This is a genomic window from Prosthecobacter sp. (genome assembly GCF_044236155.1).
Taxonomy (GTDB): domain Bacteria; phylum Verrucomicrobiota; class Verrucomicrobiia; order Verrucomicrobiales; family Verrucomicrobiaceae; genus Prosthecobacter.
In genome coordinates this window covers 30,167-47,497 of record NZ_JBIIHA010000018.1, presented here as the reverse complement: position 1 = coordinate 47,497, position 17,331 = coordinate 30,167, and the positions used below count along the sequence as shown (strand labels likewise).

At 61.8% G+C, this 17,331-nt stretch carries 15 protein-coding genes; 6 read left to right on the top strand and 9 right to left on the bottom strand.

Annotated elements, in window-relative coordinates; translation table 11 throughout:
* Positions 1 to 40 precede the first annotated feature (40 nt).
* A complete protein-coding gene (locus tag ACILSE_RS15495; RefSeq protein ID WP_395718320.1) occupies positions 41 to 2,308 on the bottom strand; it encodes an exo-beta-N-acetylmuramidase NamZ domain-containing protein in 2,268 nt (755 codons plus the stop codon).
* Between the two features lie 57 nt (positions 2,309 to 2,365).
* The gene (locus tag ACILSE_RS15490) at positions 2,366 to 3,733 is read right to left on the bottom strand and encodes a sulfatase (protein WP_395718319.1); all 1,368 of its coding nucleotides are present in this window, start codon (positions 3,731 to 3,733) and stop codon (positions 2,366 to 2,368) included.
* A gap of 182 nt (positions 3,734 to 3,915) precedes the next feature.
* On the opposite strand from ACILSE_RS15490, the gene ACILSE_RS15485 reads away from it, so the two are divergent.
* Both ACILSE_RS15485 and ACILSE_RS15480 read left to right on the top strand, forming a co-directional pair.
* Positions 3,916 to 4,734 (top strand): leucine-rich repeat domain-containing protein, encoded by an 819-nt coding sequence (locus tag ACILSE_RS15485; RefSeq protein WP_395718318.1) that lies wholly within the window; start codon positions 3,916 to 3,918, stop codon positions 4,732 to 4,734.
* Positions 4,735 to 4,788: 54 nt separating this feature from the next.
* A complete protein-coding gene (locus ACILSE_RS15480) occupies positions 4,789 to 5,379 on the top strand; it encodes a cyclic nucleotide-binding domain-containing protein (protein ID WP_395718317.1) in 591 nt (196 codons plus the stop codon).
* On the opposite strand, the gene mtnA is transcribed toward ACILSE_RS15480, so the two are convergent.
* Entirely contained in the window at positions 5,348 to 6,451 is a 1,104-nt protein-coding gene (gene mtnA / locus ACILSE_RS15475) for an S-methyl-5-thioribose-1-phosphate isomerase (RefSeq protein ID WP_395718316.1), read from the bottom strand. The two genes, ACILSE_RS15480 and mtnA, sit on opposite strands and share 32 nt — an antisense overlap.
* Positions 6,448 to 7,572: a 23S rRNA (adenine(2503)-C(2))-methyltransferase RlmN gene (gene rlmN / locus ACILSE_RS15470; protein ID WP_395718372.1), complete on the bottom strand. Its 1,125-nt coding sequence runs from the start codon at positions 7,570 to 7,572 to the stop codon at positions 6,448 to 6,450. The genes mtnA and rlmN overlap by 4 nt, the downstream gene beginning before the upstream one ends.
* A gap of 63 nt (positions 7,573 to 7,635) precedes the next feature.
* Here rlmN and ACILSE_RS15465 point away from each other — a divergent pair, with 63 nt between their 5' ends.
* Positions 7,636 to 8,037, top strand: a complete 402-nt coding sequence (locus ACILSE_RS15465; protein WP_395718315.1) for a hypothetical protein — start codon at positions 7,636 to 7,638, stop codon at positions 8,035 to 8,037.
* Between the two features lie 3 nt (positions 8,038 to 8,040).
* On the opposite strand, the gene ACILSE_RS15460 is transcribed toward ACILSE_RS15465, so the two are convergent.
* Positions 8,041 to 8,904, bottom strand: coding sequence for a helix-turn-helix domain-containing protein (locus ACILSE_RS15460; RefSeq protein WP_395718314.1), 864 nt, complete (start codon positions 8,902 to 8,904; stop codon positions 8,041 to 8,043).
* Between the two features lie 160 nt (positions 8,905 to 9,064).
* Between ACILSE_RS15460 and ACILSE_RS15455 the strand changes: the two genes are divergently transcribed.
* From ACILSE_RS15455 to ACILSE_RS15445, 3 genes are read left to right on the top strand one after another with little or no spacing between them, the layout of a single operon-like run.
* On the top strand, positions 9,065 to 9,394 hold the full coding sequence (locus ACILSE_RS15455) for an FmdB family zinc ribbon protein (protein ID WP_395718313.1): 330 nt from the start codon (positions 9,065 to 9,067) through the stop codon (positions 9,392 to 9,394).
* A gap of 30 nt (positions 9,395 to 9,424) precedes the next feature.
* Complete coding sequence (locus ACILSE_RS15450) at positions 9,425 to 9,997, top strand: hypothetical protein (RefSeq protein ID WP_395718312.1); 573 nt, start codon at positions 9,425 to 9,427, stop codon at positions 9,995 to 9,997.
* A complete protein-coding gene (locus ACILSE_RS15445) occupies positions 9,994 to 12,477 on the top strand; it encodes a hypothetical protein (protein WP_395718311.1) in 2,484 nt (827 codons plus the stop codon). Before ACILSE_RS15450 ends, ACILSE_RS15445 begins: the two co-directional genes overlap by 4 nt.
* Before the next feature lie 15 nt (positions 12,478 to 12,492).
* Here the strand turns inward: ACILSE_RS15445 and ACILSE_RS15440 are convergent, their stop codons facing one another.
* From ACILSE_RS15440 to ACILSE_RS15425, 4 genes are read right to left on the bottom strand one after another with little or no spacing between them, the layout of a single operon-like run.
* Positions 12,493 to 13,056 (bottom strand): YqgE/AlgH family protein, encoded by a 564-nt coding sequence (locus tag ACILSE_RS15440; protein ID WP_395718310.1) that lies wholly within the window; start codon positions 13,054 to 13,056, stop codon positions 12,493 to 12,495.
* A gap of 54 nt (positions 13,057 to 13,110) precedes the next feature.
* Positions 13,111 to 14,475: a Gfo/Idh/MocA family oxidoreductase gene (locus ACILSE_RS15435; protein ID WP_395718309.1), complete on the bottom strand. Its 1,365-nt coding sequence runs from the start codon at positions 14,473 to 14,475 to the stop codon at positions 13,111 to 13,113.
* A gap of 53 nt (positions 14,476 to 14,528) precedes the next feature.
* Complete coding sequence (locus ACILSE_RS15430; RefSeq protein ID WP_395718308.1) at positions 14,529 to 15,101, bottom strand: Uma2 family endonuclease; 573 nt, start codon at positions 15,099 to 15,101, stop codon at positions 14,529 to 14,531.
* A 46-nt stretch (positions 15,102 to 15,147) separates the two neighbouring features.
* On the bottom strand, positions 15,148 to 17,313 hold the full coding sequence (locus ACILSE_RS15425) for an ATP-dependent RecD-like DNA helicase (protein WP_395718307.1): 2,166 nt from the start codon (positions 17,311 to 17,313) through the stop codon (positions 15,148 to 15,150).
* Positions 17,314 to 17,331: the final 18 nt, after the last annotated feature.

The window sequence follows — 17,331 nt, the reverse complement described above, 5'->3', positions numbered from 1 at the left end:
TCGGCATGCTAGCACAGAGGCAGACGGTCAACGCAAGCTCTCAGTTCGCATAACGCAAAAACGCGGCACGCCGCCCCTCAAAGGCGGAGGTTTCCGCATTCCACGCCTCGATCACCTTCTTCCATGGCTGGCCTTCGCGGATCAGCGGCAGGCTCGTTTTGTGATTGAGCAGCGTGTTGACCTTTTCGAGCGCGAAGGACTTCGGATGCAGCCGCTGGAGCGTGCAGGCGATGGCAACGCCGGTTTCGACCGGTTTCAAGGCCATGCGATCCGTGATGGCGATGCGCACGCCGCCGCAGGCCTCGCCTTTGAAAATGCTCGCGGTCGGTGTGAAGCGCACCGGCGTGAACTGCACGCCCGGCAGTCCGAGCTTGTTCAGCTCATGAGCCAGACGCAGGTCGTTCACATAAGGCGCGCCGAGCACCTCAAACGGCGTGTCCGTGCCGCGTCCCACGCTGACGCTGAATTCGAGCAGACCGATGCCGGGATAGAGCAGCGCCGCGTTCAATGAGCGCATGTTGGGTGACGGATTGATCCACGGCAGGCCGGTTTGATCGAAAAGCAGGCCGCGCTGCCAGCCTTCGACCGGAATCACCTTCAAATCGCAATTCATCTGCCGCTCGGCATTCAGCATCGCGGCCAGTTCGCCCGCAGTCATGCCGTGGCGCAGCGGGATCGCGTGCGTGGCGGTTTGTTTCTCCTCGTCGAGCACTGCGGAGCCTTCCACGGCGAGTCCACCGATGGGATTCACGCGGTCGAGCACGATGAAGCGCTTCTTCGCCTTCGCCGCAGCGTCCATGCACAGGCGCATCGTGCCGATGTAGGTGTAGAAGCGGCAGCCGATGTCCTGGATGTCGAAAACGAGCGCGTCGAGGTCGGCCAGTTGTTCAAGAGAAGGCGCTCGGCGCTCGCCATAGAGGCTGAGCACGGGCAGACCGGTCTTCTTGTCCTTCGTATCGCCGATTTTCTCCTGATCCAGCTCACCACGGATGCCGTGCTCCGGGCTGAAGAGCTTTTTGAGCTTCACGTCTGGTGCTTCCGCCAGCAGATCAATCGTGCTGCGGCGCTGGGCGTCGATGCCGGTCTGGTTCGTGATCAAACCGACGCGCAGGCCCTTCAAATCGGCAAAGTTCCGCCGCACGAGCACGTCGATGCCGTTCAGCACTGTGGGCACCTCGTTCTCATCGCGCGGCCAAGGCGGACCGCTCGCGGCAAACGTCATGCCCTGGGCCACAGCGGTGCCGATTTCCTCATAAAGATCGCGCACGCTGCCCTTGCCTTCCGGGTGCAGGCGTGAGCTCATGAAGATGACAAAGGTCTTCGTCTGCGGCTCGATCCACAAACTCGTGCCGGTGAAGCCCGTGTGGCCGAAGGAGCCAACGGGAAACGTCTTTCCGCGAGGGCGACTGAAGGACGAGTCGATGTCCCAGCCGAGTCCGCGCCGCTCAAACACGGTCGCCAGCGTCTGCGGTGTCGTCATGAGCTTCACCTTCTCCGGTTTCAGCACTCCTGAGCCACTGGCGAGGATCATGCGCGCATACTTCGCCAAATCGCCCGCAGTCGTGAACAGGCCCGCGTGTCCCGTGACACCGCCCATCTTGCGCGAGGTCGGATCATGCACCACGCCACGCAGCATGACGCCGTTTTCATCCTTCTCCGTTGGTGCGATGCGCGGCTTCCAGTCGTCTGGAGGCAGAAAACGCGTCGAATCCATCTTCAGCGGCTCGAAGATGTGCTTCGCGGCAAATGCGTCGAGTTTCACGCCGCTGACGCGCCGCACGATTTCGCCGAGCAGGATGAAATTGATGTCGGAGTAGCGGAAAAAGCGGTCTGGCGGCCCTTCCGGCTCCAATTCGACCGCGAGCTTGATTCCGGTCTCATAACCGCTCCACGCCGGTTCCTTCGGAATTCCAGGCCGCAAGCCGGAGGTGTGCGTCAACAAATGCCGGATCGTGATGCCCGGCCGCATTTCCGGAAGATACCGACGGACTTCAGCCTCCAGCTCGATTTTGCCCTGCTCGATGAGCAGCATCACGCTCGGCAGCGTCGCCACCACCTTCGTCAGTGACGCGGCATCAAAGACCGTGTTCTCCGTCATCGCCTCTTTCTCAGGCACAAGCGCACGACTGCCTTCGACGAAAGTCATCTTCTTCTCTCCACTCTCGATGTGCAGCACAGCCCCCGGCGGATTTCCCTTCATCACCGCTTTGCTCACAACTTCGCGAACGGGATCAAAATCGTCCGCGCGGGCCAAGCTCCCGAGCAGGGGGAAAATGATGACGGGTAGTATGATGCGGGGAAGGGGCATGGTGGATCGAATCTGATCAAAAGATCGAAGTTCCATCACCCATTATTTTGCCCTTCATCATTTTGCCTTTTTCTTCTTGGCCGCCGGCTTGCCGGCTTTGGGGCTCTCAAAGGTCGGAGCGATCGTGCCTTTCTCCCATTCGGCGATGGCGCTGACAAGTTCCTTCACGACCTCGGGCTTTTCAGCCGCGAGGTTCTTAGATTCACCGACGTCGGTGGCCAGATCGTAGAGCTCGGGATCGGCATTGCCGAGACGGACGAGCTTCATGTTGCCGCTGCGCACGGCATTGTTGCCGCCGGGGCCGCCGCTGCGCCAGAAGAGCATGTCGTGAGGCGCAGTGGTCTTTTCGCCGGTCAGAAACGGCATAAGATTCACGCCATCGAGGTTCTTCGGCGTCAGATCGGCCGATTCCGCCGCGGCGAGCGACGTGGGGAGGAAATCGAGTGCGATGACGGGTTGGTCGTAGGTGCCCGGTTTGATTTTCGCGGGCCAGCTCACGAGAAAGGGCACGCGCATGCCGCCCTCATAGACCATGCCCTTCGCGCCGCGCAGAGGGGAGTTGTCCGTGAAGTTGGTGCCGCTCTTCGCGGCAAGGTTGGGGCCGCCATTGTCGCTGACGAAGCAGACGAGCGTGTTCGCGGTCTGCTTTGTCTCGTCGAGTTTGGCCATCACGCCGCCGATAGCCGCATCCAAGGCGCAGACCATCGCGGCGTAGGTGCGGCGTTTTTCATCTGCGATGCCCGCCAGCTTATCCAGCCACTCTTTGGGAGCCTGCAGCGGCGTGTGGGGCGCGTTGAAGGCCAGGTAGAGCATCCACGGCTTCGATTCGCCCGCATGACGTCCGATGAACGCCGCCGCCTCGTCGCCGAACAGCTCGGTGAGGTACTTCGTTTGCGCCTCGTCCTTGCCGTTGCGATTGAGCGGGATCGTGTACTCCAAGCCGCCCTTGTCGCCCGGGAAATACTGATGCCCGCCGCCGAGCGCGCCGAAGTACTCGTCAAAGCCGCGCTTGTTCGGGTGGAACTGCGGATGCGCGCCGAGGTGCCATTTGCCAACCGCACCGGTCGTGTAGCCAGCCTGCTTCATGAGCGATGGAAACGTCGTCTCGGCGAGCGAAAGGCCTGCCGTGGTGCTTTGTGGCAGCCATGCGGGGTTGTTCTCATGCCCAAAGCGATGTTGGTAACGCCCCGTCATGATGCCAGCACGCGTGGGGCTGCAAAAGGGATGCGAGACGTAACCGTTCGTGCAGCGCAGGCTGCGCGCGGCCAGTTTGTCGAGATGCGGCGTGGGAATCTCCTTTGAACCTTGGAAACCAACGTCGTGATAGCCCAGATCGTCGGCGACGATGAGCAGTACGTTCGGTTTGGCGGCAAAAACCGGGAGCGTGAACGATAGGACAAAAAGAAGCGAAAGAACGGAGCGCATGAGGATGATATGAGCGCCCCACAAACGAACACCGCCTCTTCATGTTTCAATTCCTGCTTGCATCCATCCCGCGAATCCGTCATGCCGGAAGCATGAAGCCCTGCCTATTCCTTTTGCCTCTGATTCTGGTCAGCTGTGGTGATGAACCCAAGAAGCCCGAGCCTGCGCCAACACCAAAACCGGTGGCAGAAAAGCCTGCCGCGCCTGCTCCCGCCAAGCCGGAGCCGAAGAAGGTCTATTGGACCCAGGAGATGCTGCACACGGAGATCAAGTATCACAACCCGGGCTATGAGGGGAACGGTCAGTTCAACATCGAAGGCGGCAATGTGGTCGCTCTGAGCCTGCGCGGCGCGAAGATCGACAACGTGAAGTTTTTGCAGCACATCGAGCCGCTGGCGCTCGACCTGAGCGAGACGCCCATCAGCGACCTGCGTCCCATGCAGGGCAAGAAGCTGGTGGAGCTGTATTTGGAGGACACGAAGGTGCGCGATCTCTCGCCGATCCGCGGCATGCCGCTGGAGAAGCTTTATCTGAGCCGCACGCCGGTGGAAAACCTCGGTGCCTTGGAAGGCATGCTTCTCACCGAATTGAACGCGGTCGGCTGCCCCATCGGCGACATCTCCGGCATCGCGAAATGCCCGATCACCATGCTATGGCTCACGGATTGCCCGGTGGAGGACATCCGCGCGCTCAAAACGGTGCCGCTGGTCAGCGTGACACTGCATCGGACGAAGGTGAAGGATCTCACGCCGCTGAGCGGCACGGCGCTGCAGCGCCTGCACATCGCCGAAACGCCGGTGACAGATCTGTCGCCTTTGAAAGGCATGCAGCTCACGCGGCTGGTGTTCACGCCTGCGAACATCACGGCGGGCATCGATGTGGCAAAATCACTGCCGCTGCAGGAGATCGGCACGCGCTTTGACGAGCAGGGCAAGGATTTGCAGCCGCCGGCGAGTTTCTGGCCCGCCTATGACGCCGCGGTCAAGGCCGCCGCAAAATGAGAAAGATTTGTCTTGTCCGGGGACGTCCCATCCTGACAAAATCAGGTCAATCCGATGAAAGAATTTGCCTACATTCATGATGAGCGGCAGAACCCCTCTCCGCTGCGGGTCGTGCCTGCGCTGGCGAGCTTCAGCGACGACCAGCTCGACGATGTTTTGAACTCCAGCAGCCTGCTCCAGTGCGAACCGGGCGACTGCATCATCAAGGAAGGGAGCATCGACTCCCGCATCTATGTGCTGCTGAGCGGCGAGCTGGAGGTGCGTGTTGGCGGCAAGAAAGTCGCCGCCATCACCCGCATCGGCGAGGTGTTCGGCGAGCTGGCGCTGGTGAACCAGGACAAGCGTCTCGCCTCCGTGATCGCCTCCACGAAGTCCGTCTGCCTCGCAGTGGACCAGAAATTCCTCCAGGACATCCATCCGCGTGAGGAGGATCCTGATTTCCACGCTTCGCTGTATGAATTCGTGGCGCGTCTGATGATGCGGAAGCTGGAGGCGACATCAAAACGGCTCGCCGAGGTGGAGAAGGAGCTGAGAATGCTGCGTGAATCGCAAGCCGAGGTCAAAACCACGCCGGCCGCCAAACCGAAGCTCAAGCGTCCGGTGAAACGGGCCGTCACAGCACGGAAGCCCGCGCGGCGTCGGTGAACGCGGCGCAGAGCACTTTTTCATCCGCCGCGAACACACCGCGCTCGGTGATCAGTCCGGTCACGAGACGGGCGGGTGTCACATCAAAGGCGTAATTCGCAACCGCCGATGCCGCTGGCACGACTCGCACGTTGTGTGGCGTGCCGTTTGCATCGGTTCCTTCCATCCAGGCGACTTCCTCGCCGCCGCGTTGCTCGATGGGGATGTTTTTCACGCCGTCGGCGATTCTCCAGTCGAAGGTGGACGACGGCAGTGCGACGTAAAACGGGACTCCGTTGTCCTTCGCGGCCAGCGCCTTCAGATAGGTGCCGATCTTGTTCGCCACGTCACCGTTCCGTGTCACACGGTCCGCTCCGGTGATGACGAGATCGACCTGGCCGTGCTGCATGAGGTGACCGCCCGTGTTGTCGGCGATGACCGTGTGCGGCACGCCATGCTGGGCCAGTTCCCAGGCGGTGAGCCGCGCGCCTTGATTGCGTGGGCGTGTTTCATCGACCCAGACATGAATTTTGAGGCCCGCATCGTGGGTGGCGTAAACCGGCGCGGTCGCCGAACCATGATCGACAAACGCCAGCCAGCCCGCGTTGCAATGGGTGAGCACGTTTACGACTACCCCCGGCTTTTTCGCCGCGATTTCACGGATGAGTTGAAGCCCATGAACGCCGATTTGCGCGCAGGCGGCGGCATCCTCATCCGCGATGGCCTCCGCTTCGCGTTTCGCGATGCTTGGCCACAATTCCACCGGCTGATCACGCAAGACCGCGAGCTGCCGGTTCACCGCCCAAGCCAGATTCACTGCCGTGGGGCGTGTTTCGATGAGACTTTGGGCCAATGCATCGAGCTGTGCCATGTTTTGGGCTTCACATGCCGCCAAAGCCATGCCGTAACCTGCAGTGGCACCGATGCAGCCCGCGCCGCGCACGGCCATGTCACGAATCGCATCCGCCACCTCGGCGACAGAGTGCAAATCGATCAATTCAAACGCCCACGGCAGCCGTCGTTGATCAATGATGCGCACGATGCCGGGCTCCGGCATCCAGACGGTGCGGAAGTGCTGGCCGTTCACCTTCATGCGCCCGCTCCGATGGTGATGCGCTTCGAGGGAATCGGCGATTCGATGATGCCGAGCTCGGTTTCCTGTTTGAGGCGGAGCTGGCCGCAGGCGGCGGCGATGTCGTGGCCTTTTTCGCGGCGGAGGGTGGCGGTGACGCCTGCTTTCGTCAGCACGTCGAGGAAGGCGTCCTGCTGCGGTTCGCTCGGCCGCGCCCAGGGCAGGCCTTCGACGGTGTTGTAGGGGATGAGATTGACCTTGGCGTTCACGCTGCGGGCGCGTTTGGCGAGCACGCGCGCCTGGTCGAGGCTGTCGTTGATGTTTTCGATAAGGATGAACTCGAAGGTGAGGAACTGCTTACGCCTCGCATTCCAGTATTCGAGCGCCTCGAACAGCTCGGCGATGTTATGCTTGCGGTTCACCGGCATGATTTTTTCACGCACCTCGTCGGTGGCACCGTGCAGCGAGATGGCTAGGCGGATTTGCAGCGGAAAATCAGCGAGTTTTTTGATCTGCGGGGCGAGTCCGCTGGTGCTGACGGTCATGTGACGTGCGCCGATGCCGATGCCCCAGTCGGCGTTGAGGATTTCGATGGCCTTAGTGACGTTCGAGAAGTTCGCGAGCGGCTCCCCCATGCCCATGAAGACGAGATTATCCACGCGTTCGCCGGCATGGGCCTCGACCTGCACGATCTGCTCGACGATCTCCGCAGCGGTGAGGTTGCGCGTGAACCCGGCGAGGCCGCTGGCGCAGAATTTGCAGTCGTAGGCACAGCCGACCTGGCTGGAGACGCAGAGCGTGCGGCGGTCGGATTTTCCGCCGTAAAGCGCGGGATTGGCCGGAATGAGCACGGTTTCGACGTAGCGGCCGTCGTGCAGCTTGAGGAGGAATTTGCGCGTGGTGTCGGTCGAACCGGTCACTTTGGCGATTTGCATCGAACGCGTGACAAATCGCGTCGCCAAGGCTTCGCGCGTCGCTTTCGGCAGATTCGTCATTTCATCGAAACTGGCTGCGCGTTTGGTGAAAACCCACTCCACGAGCTGCTTCGCGCGAAACGCGGGCTGTCCGAGCTCCGCGAACACGGCGGCGATCTCCTCCGGCTTCATGCCGAGGAGGGCCTGGGGCGCGTTCGTGGTGCTCATGCGCGTGACAGTGGCCATGAAATGACGATTTGAAATTCGAGATTTGAGTTTGATGCTCGCGCCATGGGAATTCCGGGCCTCATCCTGCTGTGCGTCATGCTCGTGCTGATCGGTGTGGGCATCGCCGTGGGTTTGTTCGCCTGCGCGCTCGCGGCGGTGCTGGTCACTCTGGGCGTGGTATCGAGCTCGGTGGCGCTGGGATTTTTCACGAAACGTCCGGCGACGGCGGTGCGCGTGTTTCTGCTGCAATGCGGCATTCTCGCGGGCATTCCAGCCGGTGCGGTCACGGCATGGCTCGGGCGTGCGCTGCTCGAAAAAGCGGACCAAGGCTGGGTCATTGCCATTTATGGTGGCATTGGTGGCGCGTTCGCGGGAGCGCTGCTCGCCTTGCTGCTGGATTTCATTTTCCGCCGCACGCATGTGTGGCTGGAGCAGCGGGTGAAGAGGCCCGAACTGCCGGGTTGAGCATCAAGGCTGCCGTTCCTGCTCGCGGAACTGCGTGGGCGTGAGCTTGGTCATCTTCTTGAAGTCCTTGCTGAAGAAAAACTGGTCGTGGTAGCCGACCTGGCGGGCGATTTCCTTCACCGGATCGTCGGATTCGATGAGCCGGCGCTTCGCCTGATTGATGCGTTCTCTGCGCAGCCAGTCGATCGGGCTGGTGCCAATGGCGGCCTTGAACTGGCGGCTGAAGTGGCTCTCGCTCATGCCGCTGAGATTGGCGAGCTCGGCGACGCGCATGGGCAGATGGAAGTAAAGGCGCATGCGTTCAAGTGCCTTGGCCACGGCTTGCGGCAGTTCGGGCTGCACGAGGCCCGGTTCTGAGAGCCGCACATGAAACGCGAGCCCGATCAGCGCGGCGACGGCGGCGCTGGCGAGCGCGGCATCGCTAGGACGCGTGCCGCTCATGAATTGAAAGGCATTTTGGAACTCACGGATCACCGCCTGCTCGTTCATGCCTTCCAGCACGGGCTGCGAACGCACCTGCAACAATTCCGCGATGCGGTCCAGCGAGCGGCCCTCGACACGCATCCAGTAAAGCTCCCAAGGATCGCGGTTATGCGCGCCATAGAGGTGCGGGTGATGGCAGTTCACCCACACGAGGGCCCCAGGGCCGACCTCGTGGCGCTTGCCACCGACCTGCACCCACCCGCGGCCTTTGAGGCAGAAGATCAGCTCATGACCCGGATAGGTCTCGCGCTCGATGCGATGCTCAAAGCCGGCGCGCAGATGCCCGGCGCGCACCACGGAATAAAACAAATCACGCTGCCAGTCCGCAGGCGTGGCGTAGAGATTGGTTAGGAAGACGGTCTCCTGGAACAAGGTGGCTGCCATGAGTGGATAATACATCCCAACTCCTCCTCGTGTCGAGTTTTGATTGCAGGTTGGGACGTTGCGGGCAGGGAAAATCCTTTTGCAGCCAGGTCAGGCTCACAGCATACTCCGCACCCCGTCGCGCATCCCACGAAAACCCCGTGCGACCCCATCAAGAACCATGCCCACCTACGATTACGAATGCCAGACGTGCGGCCATCAGTTCGAGGCCAAGCAATCCATGAAAGATCCGCATCTCACCGACTGCCCGCAGGAGAACTGCGCCGGGCCGGTGAAGCGCAAGATCGGCGCCGGAGCCGGCTTCATCTTCAAAGGCAACGGCTTCTACATCACCGACTACCGCAGCGATTCCTACAAGGCGGCGGCGAAGAAGGATTCCGAGAGCGCCTCGGCATCCTCATCCTCAAGCAGCAGCACCACCACCAGCTCAAGTTCGTCGTCCTCGACCGCTTCCACTTCCGCGCCCGCAAAAGCGGGGGCGGCGGCCTGATCCATCCCTCAATCCCCAGCGAGCATCCTCGTGAAACACCACCTGTTCCAAACCGTGCGGCTGCTGCTTGTCAGTGCCCTGGCGGGAGCGGCGTGGGTGGCGCACCGGCCTGCGGAGCTGCCGCAGGCACCGGCGGCAAACAACGGCAAGGGTGATGACATGCTCGACATGCTGCGGCAGTCCGCCATCAAGCGAGCGGCGGTGATGGAGGTCAGCGAGGCGGAGATCAACCGGCATCTCGCCACGGCGATCACAGGCAAGGCCGCGAGCATGATCGGCGGCTGGGTCGCCTTTGACGGTGCGCGCATCGACCTGGAGCCGGATCACGCGCGGCTTTTTCTGGTTTGGAAGCTTCACGGGCACACTCGCACCGCCAGCGTCGATCTCGCGATCAGCCGTGACGCCGACCATTTCCACGTCGAGCTGCTGCGCGGCGCTTACGGGCACCTGGAGATGCCCCGCGGCATGATGCGGCCGCTGTATCCCGCGCTACGTTCTGTCGCGGAAGTGCTCGATCCTGAAATCCGCGCCTTGTTCCAGATGACGAAGATCACCATCGCCAAGGACAAGCTTGTGCTCGATCCCCGCTTCCCATCCGCATGATCCGTCTTCAATCCATCGTCAAAACGGTCCTGCTGGTGCTCACGGGCATGGCGTCCGTCAACGCACAGACGCCGGCGCCGCCGGTTCCGCAGCTCACGAAGGAGCAGAAAGAAGCTGCCGCGGCCATCGAGGCGCCGAAGACCTTCACGCCGCCGCCCGTGCCGGGCCAGTTGAAGGGAGGATCTCCGGCGAAACCCGAGGCCCCGGTCAAAACACCCGAAACGCCGAAATCCGAAGTTCCGCCGCCCGCAGCGGCGCCCTCTGCCAGCTCCGCCAGCAAAATGCAGGCGCTGGAGGCCGTCACGCAGCAGCCTTCGGCACAGCCCGCGCCCCGGGTGACCACGCCGGCGGACAAACTGCCCGTCACCAGCTCCACCAGCGCCAGCCGGCAGTTCATTGTGCATGGGAAGGTCTTCGAGACGCGCAGCGCCATGTCCTCGCGCTGCGACGAGATTTCCCAGGAGTTGCGGAAGGTGCTCAATGACAAGGAGCCCTTCGTGCTTCCCGTCGTCGTCGTGCTGAACACCGGCGAGGAAGCGGAGAAGTCCAAGGGCCCGCCGATCTCGACGGCGATCTCCGAGCTCACGCATGGCGGCTTTCATCTCCAGGTCACGGTGAACGAGCGGCCCGGCTTGAAGGTGGAGGATTTGCACAAGGAAGTCGTGCGCGCCTTGCTGGCCGAGCGCATCCTGCGCAACCACCAGAAAATCACCACGCCGCAGGGCCGCCTGCTGCTGCCGGACTGGGTCATGACCGGCGTCCTGCACGCGATGGACTACCGCGCCAGCGTGCGGCCCAGCGCGTTGTTCGCCACCATCTTCCGCAGCGGCAAAATTTATGGCATCGAGGAGATCATCACCGCCTCTCCCGTGGAGATGGACGGGCTCTCACGCAGCATTTACGAGACCTCGTGCGGCGCTCTCGTGCTCGCGCTCGTCGATCAGCCGGACGGTCCGTCCCGCTTCAATAAATTCCTCAATCTGCTCGCCAGCGACCCGCGCTCCGAGCGTGATCTGCTGAACGTCGCATTTCCGACTTTCGCCGCCTCGGCCTCCAGTTTGAACAAATGGTGGTCCCTCCAGCTCGCGACGCTTTCCAAACCCGGAATCGCCGAGCCCTACACCGCCGCCGAGAGCCTCAAGGCCATCGAAGACGCCATCACCATCCGGTATGAGGCCAAACCGGACGAGGTCCCGAAAAATGTGAAGCCGCGTCCCTTCGTGCTGCCCGCACCGCTGCCTGTCGTGGCGGCTTCTGAAACTCCGCCGGAACGGAACACGTCCGATGAGGAAAGTCCGAGGCCGAAAAACAAAACCGTCGCCGCCGTGGACGAGGACGCTGGCAAACCAGATGAAAAACCCAGGCGCAGCCTCTGGCGCCGTCTGCTTTTCCTAGGTGATCCCGACGAAGAAAAGCCTGAAACACCCGAATCCGCCGAACCCGCCGCCGAGGAGGACAAGCCCGGCTTCTTTGGCCGCCTTTTCAGCTTCGGCTCCGGGGATGAGAAACCAGAAACGTCCAAGGCCAAGGACACCGCGGCCGAAAAACCGAAAAAGGACGCCAAGGACAAGCCCGAGGCCGCCGAAGAGGAAAAGAAGCCCTCCCTGCTCAACCCGCTGAACTGGTTCCGTGGCGGCAAGGATGAGGAAAAAGCACCGGAGCAGGACAAAGCGAAAAAGGAGGGCGATCAGGCCGCCGCTGCCGCATCCGGTCCGCTCGACCTCGCCCGCCTGATCTCACCTGCGCTGGCCGATGTTTGGCAGGTGATGGCTCCCGCCGCTCCGCGTCTGACCGCCGCCCCGCTCTTCGATTTTCGCAAAAACAAAACCAAGCCGGAGGAGGAAAAGAAAAAAGAAGACGCCAAGGCCAAGGACCAGCCCTCCAGCAAACCCGCTCCGAAAAAAGAGGACAAACCGCGCACCACCAACCCCAACGCCAGGCCGACCGCCAAAAAAGCAACGGCCTCGCCGGACAAACCGAAGGTGACCAATCCCAATGCGCGCCCTGTTCCCGCCGGAGCGCTTCCCCCAGGCGCCACCAATGCTGACGCCGCGAAGTCCGCCCTCGTGCCCGTGGTTCTGCCGCTGGAGGAGTTCCAGCACATCCTGAAGCACCCAGACCGCGTTAAAATCCTCGAGCAGAACGTCACCGCCCTGCGCGCGCTGGAGTTGCGCGTCAGCACTCTCTTCCGGCCGGTGATCGCCGCCTACCTTTCCGCTGTGATTGACCTTCAGGCCGGCAAGACGAAGGACATGGAGAAGCGTCTCGCCACGCTGCGCGAGTTCGCCCTCGTCGCTTATCAAAAATCCATCGCCGTGCGTGATTACCTCGACTGGTTCGAGGCCAGCGAAAGCGGACGCCTCTCCGGCAAGTTCGACGACTACCTCAATCTTCCCAAGATCATCGAGAAAGAGCTTCCCCCGCGCACCGACCCGATCTCGAAGTACCTCGACGCGATCGACAAGGAGTTCTCGAAGTAAGCCAACACGGCTGACTCAATTCAATCCCACGTCCTCGGGGATCTTCGCCATCACTTTGTAAACGGGTCCCATGTCCTCCAGCAGCGCGCCCCACAGCTGCGCGGGCTTTTCGACGGTGAGCACGAGCGGACGTGCGGTGGTGGTGATCCATGAGCGCAGTTCCAGTTCGCTTTCGAGCTGGCCGCCACTCCAGCCGGAGTAGCCGACAAAACCGCGCACATCGTGGCCGAGGCTCAACGCCTGGAGCGCGTCAGCCACGGAAAGATGCGTCTGGCAGCGCAGCGTGCGGCGCCTTTTGTTCCATTGCAGCGCGGCAAAAGCGAGCTTGTCCGTCGCTACCGGGCCGCCCATGAAGACCTGCACCTCACCGAGCGCGCCGAGTTTCTGATCGGGCAGCAAATCCGCCACGCGTTGCTCCAGCGGGCGGTTCAGGATGTAACCAAAGGCACCGTCCTTGGCATTGTGCGCGGCCATGAAGACCACGGAGCGCGAAAAGTTCGGGTCGCGCATCGCGGGTGAGGCGAGCAGCAGGCTGCCGCTGAGCGAGGGAGGAGAGTCGTGGGGCTTTTCCGCAGGCATGACTTTTCTGACGCCATGCATACGCCGGACGCTCGACCGCGCATCGAAAAAAATTCATGCGGCCGCCGCCACTTCGAAACCTTTGCGGTAGGTCTTCGTCAGCAGCTTGTCGGCCTCCGGTGCGTTCGTGAAGCGCAGGTTCGCCGCGTCCCACTCCAGCACTTTGTTCGCCTCCTCCATGCGTCCGGTGACCGGATCGATCTTCGGAATGGCGAGGCGCGTGGCCACGTTGCCGAGCTGCACGGTTTCGGCCAGCGGTCCGGCGTAGTGGAAGCCGTCGCTGGTCTTTTTGCCGGTGAGGCAGGCGTCCACCCAGGTGTGCCAGTGGTTGCGGCCTTCCTCCTTCGGGTATTGGAAGCCCTTGAATTTGTCGAGCGGGTAAAGCCGCGGCCCGGCCACGTGCGCCAGCACCATCGTGCCGCCTTCGCCGATGAAAATCGAGCCGCTGCCCGGCAGGTCGATGTCTCCCGGCATCTGCGCGAGCTTGTGGCTCGGCTTCAGGCCGCCGTCCATCCATGTCAGATTCATCGTCTTGCCAGCGGTGTACTCGGTGCCGGGAAAGACGTATTTGATTGTCTCATGCGTGGGCCAGATCTGGTTGTTGATGCCGCTGTTTTTGGCCACAACGCTGATCGGCGCGGTCAAATCGAGCGCGGTGAACACCGGATCCATGATGTGGCAGCCAAAGTCGCCGAGACCGCCGCCGCCGAAGTCCTGCCAGTCACGCCAGATGAAGGGATGATACGAAGGCGCATACTCGCGCATCGGCGCGGCGCCGATCCACAGGTCCCAGTTCAAATTGGCCGGAACCGGCGCGGAAGGCGGCGGCTGGAACATGCGCGTGCGTTCATTGCCCGTCACACCGACCCAGGAATACACTTCTTTGATCTTCCCGATCGCACCTTCCTTGATCAACCGCGTGCCGAGGCGGTATTCGATGGCGGAGTGGATCTGATTGCCCATCTGCGTGGTCACCCCCTTCTTTTCCGCCCAAAGACGCATCTGCCGCGCCTCCCATACCGTGTGGGCCAGCGGCTTCTGGCAATAAACATGCTTCCCACGCTGCATCGCCGCCACGGCGACGGGCGCGTGCATGTGATCGGGAATCCCGACCGTCACCGCGTCAAAGCCATCGCCCAGCGTGTTGAACATCTCGCGGTAGTCCGCGAAGTGCTTCACGCCGGGGAACTCCTTGTCCGCCTTGTCGAAGCGGTTCGCGTCCACATCACAGAAACCGACAAACTTCACCGCCGCATGCGCTCCCACGTTGTGCAGATCGCTGTAGCCCATGCCATTCACCCCAACGCAGGCCAACTGCAGCTTGCTGTTGAGATTCTGACCGCGCACCAGCGCCGGAAAGGCGGCGGCAGCGGAGGTTAGTGCGGAATTTTTCAGGAAAGAGCGGCGGGAGGCGGCCATGATCGATGCGGTTTGGTTTAAGTGCCCCAAACCTACGCCGTGAAAACAGCCGATCACGCGCCCGCGTTCACAAAAAGCTCGCTCACATTCACGCGCACCTCCGGCAGCGCGACGCATTCCAGCACTCCGTCGGTCGTGGTGCGGAACTGTGTCTGGTAATGCCCGTTCGCGGGATCACGAAAAACTTCGATGCAGCGCTCCGCGCCGTTCACAATCCAGTATTCCGCCACCCCGGCCTCCGCGTAGATGTCCGCCATGTCGCGGTCCTCGCTCAGAGTCGAAACGGAGACTTCCACCACAAGGCGGGCCGAGGAGGGGTGCTGCTGAAAGTCCTTTTCGCTGCCATCCACCACGGACACATCCGGTTCCGGCTCCGAATCCCGCAAAGTCAGCGGATCCTCTTTGCGGACCCAAAACCGGTCTCCGAGCAGTTTTTGGAACAAACCGAAGAGACGGGACGCCAGTTTTGTATGCAGGATGGACTTGCTCATTTTTTCGACAATCACCCCCCGGAGGAGCTCGGCACGCTTCGGAGCCAGCCCGGCGTCAATCATCTGGTGCCATGCCTTGATAGACAGCGGCATGGCACGACGCTGGAAGCCGGGTTTGCTGAGGATGGAGACCATGGCGTGAGAATAACGGTTTGCCGGCAGACAATCAAGCGCCGTCATTTTACATGGCGAGCATTCCACGCAGACCGGTAAACCGTTTCCGGCTTTCCTGTTTGCTTACCGCGAGTGACAGCGCCCGCTCATCACCCACCAGCACGCACAGCTTCTTCGCACGGGTGATCGCGGTGTAGATGAGGCTGCGCTCCAGCAGGACGTAATGCTGCGTGCTGACCGGAATGATCACGCAGGGGAACTCGCTGCCCTGGCTCTTGTGAATGCTGAGCGCGAAGGCGAGCTGCAGTTCGTCCAGTTCGCCGGGTTCGTAGGCGACGAGGCGGTTCGCATCGAACCGCACATGGATTTTCACCGGATCGGCATCGATCGCGATGATGTGGCCGATGTCGCCGTTGAAGACCTCCTTGTCGTAGTTGTTGTGCGTCTGGATGACCTTGTCACCGACGCGGAACGTCACGTTGAAGCGCTCGATCTCGAACTTCACCTCGTTTGGCGGATTCAGCGCGAGTTGCAGGGAATGGTTGAGCGACGCCGTGCCGAGCAGATTGCGGTTCATCGGCGTGAGCACCTGGATGTCGGCGATGGGATCAAAGCCATACTTGGCCGGAAGCAGCGTGTGGGCGAGTTGCACGATCAAATCACGCACCTCCTCCGGCTCGCTGGCTTCGAGGAAAAAGAAGTCGCTGCGGCTCGAAGGCTTCAAATCCGGCACCTGACCGCGATTGATGGCGTGGGCGCTGGTGATGATGCGGCTGCTGGCGGCCTGCCGGAAGATTTCCGTGAGTTTCACGCACGGCACGGCTGCGCTCGTGATCAAATCATGCAGCATCATGCCCGGACCGACCGATGGCAGTTGGTCCGCATCGCCCACGACCAGCAGATGTGCGCCTTCAGGTAGTGCGGAAAGAAACTGCGCCATGAGCGGTGCATCGATCATGGACGCTTCATCGACGACGAAGAGATCACCGACGAGTGGTTTGCCGCGATGGCGTCCCCAACCGCCCTCGCCCTGGTATTCGAGCAAACGGTGCAGTGTTTTGGCCTCCAGGCCGGTGCTTTCGCTCAAACGCTTCGCCGCACGGCCGGTGGGGGCCGCGAGGACGATTTTGACCTGCTTGCTTTGCAAAATGAGCAGGATGCTGCGCAGGATCGTCGTTTTGCCGACCCCGGGACCGCCGGTGATGATTAGCATGCGATGCCGCAAGGCCTCGCGCACCGCCCGCTGCTGGCTTTCGGCCAGTTCCTTGCCCGTTTTCTTCATCACCCAGGCCAAAGCCGCGTCTTCGTCGATGCTCGGATATGAGGAAGGCAGCGCTGCGAGTGATTTAACGCCGGCTGCGATGTTCTGCTCTGCTTTGCGCAGGTAAGGCAGATACAAAAACTCTCCGTGACGCTCGATCTGCTCGCTGGCGATGAGCGCCTCGACCTGCGGAGCGATTAACGCTTCCACGCCGAGCAGCTCCCTTGCTTTCTCGACCACTTTCGCCTCGGGAAAGCAACAGTGGCCAGTTTGCGCGGCTGTTTCGATAACATGCAGAATCCCAGCGAGAATGCGCTCCGGCGCATCCTCCGCCACGCCGAGCTGATAAGCGATGTCATCCGCCGTTTTGAAGCCAATGCCACGAATGTCCTGCGCCAGCCGGTACGGATTCTCCTTCAGCACCGCCTGCGCCTCGTCGCCATACGTCTTGTAGATGCGCAGCGCCCGTGACGAGCTGATCCCATGCTGATGCAGGAAGAGCATGATGCCGTGGATGGCCTTCTGCTTCATCCAGGACTCGCGGATCTCTAGCCGACGCTTTTTGCCGACGCCCTCGACCTCTTCCAGCCGCTTCGACTCGTTCTCGATGATGTCGAACACCTTCGGACCGAATTTTTCGACGATGCGCTTCGCATACTTCCCGCCGATGCCCTCGATCAAACCGCTGCCTAGGTAGCGCTCGATGCCGTTGAGCGAATCCGGACGCTTTAGGTTCAGTTCATCCGCCTTGAACTGCGGTCCGAAGTCGCGATTCGGCTCCCACACGCCACGCGCCTCAAACTCCTCTCCCGCCACGACCCTCGGTGCCTTCCCGATCAGCCCGACCATCTCCTGCCTGCCCTCCGGCACGACCTTGAGGATGCAGTAACCGTTGTCCTCATTGTGAAACACCACGCGATCCACCAGTCCGCGCAGGACTTCGGTTTTGCGGGTGTTTCGCGGCAGTGGCATGCGTGCAGGCTAAACACG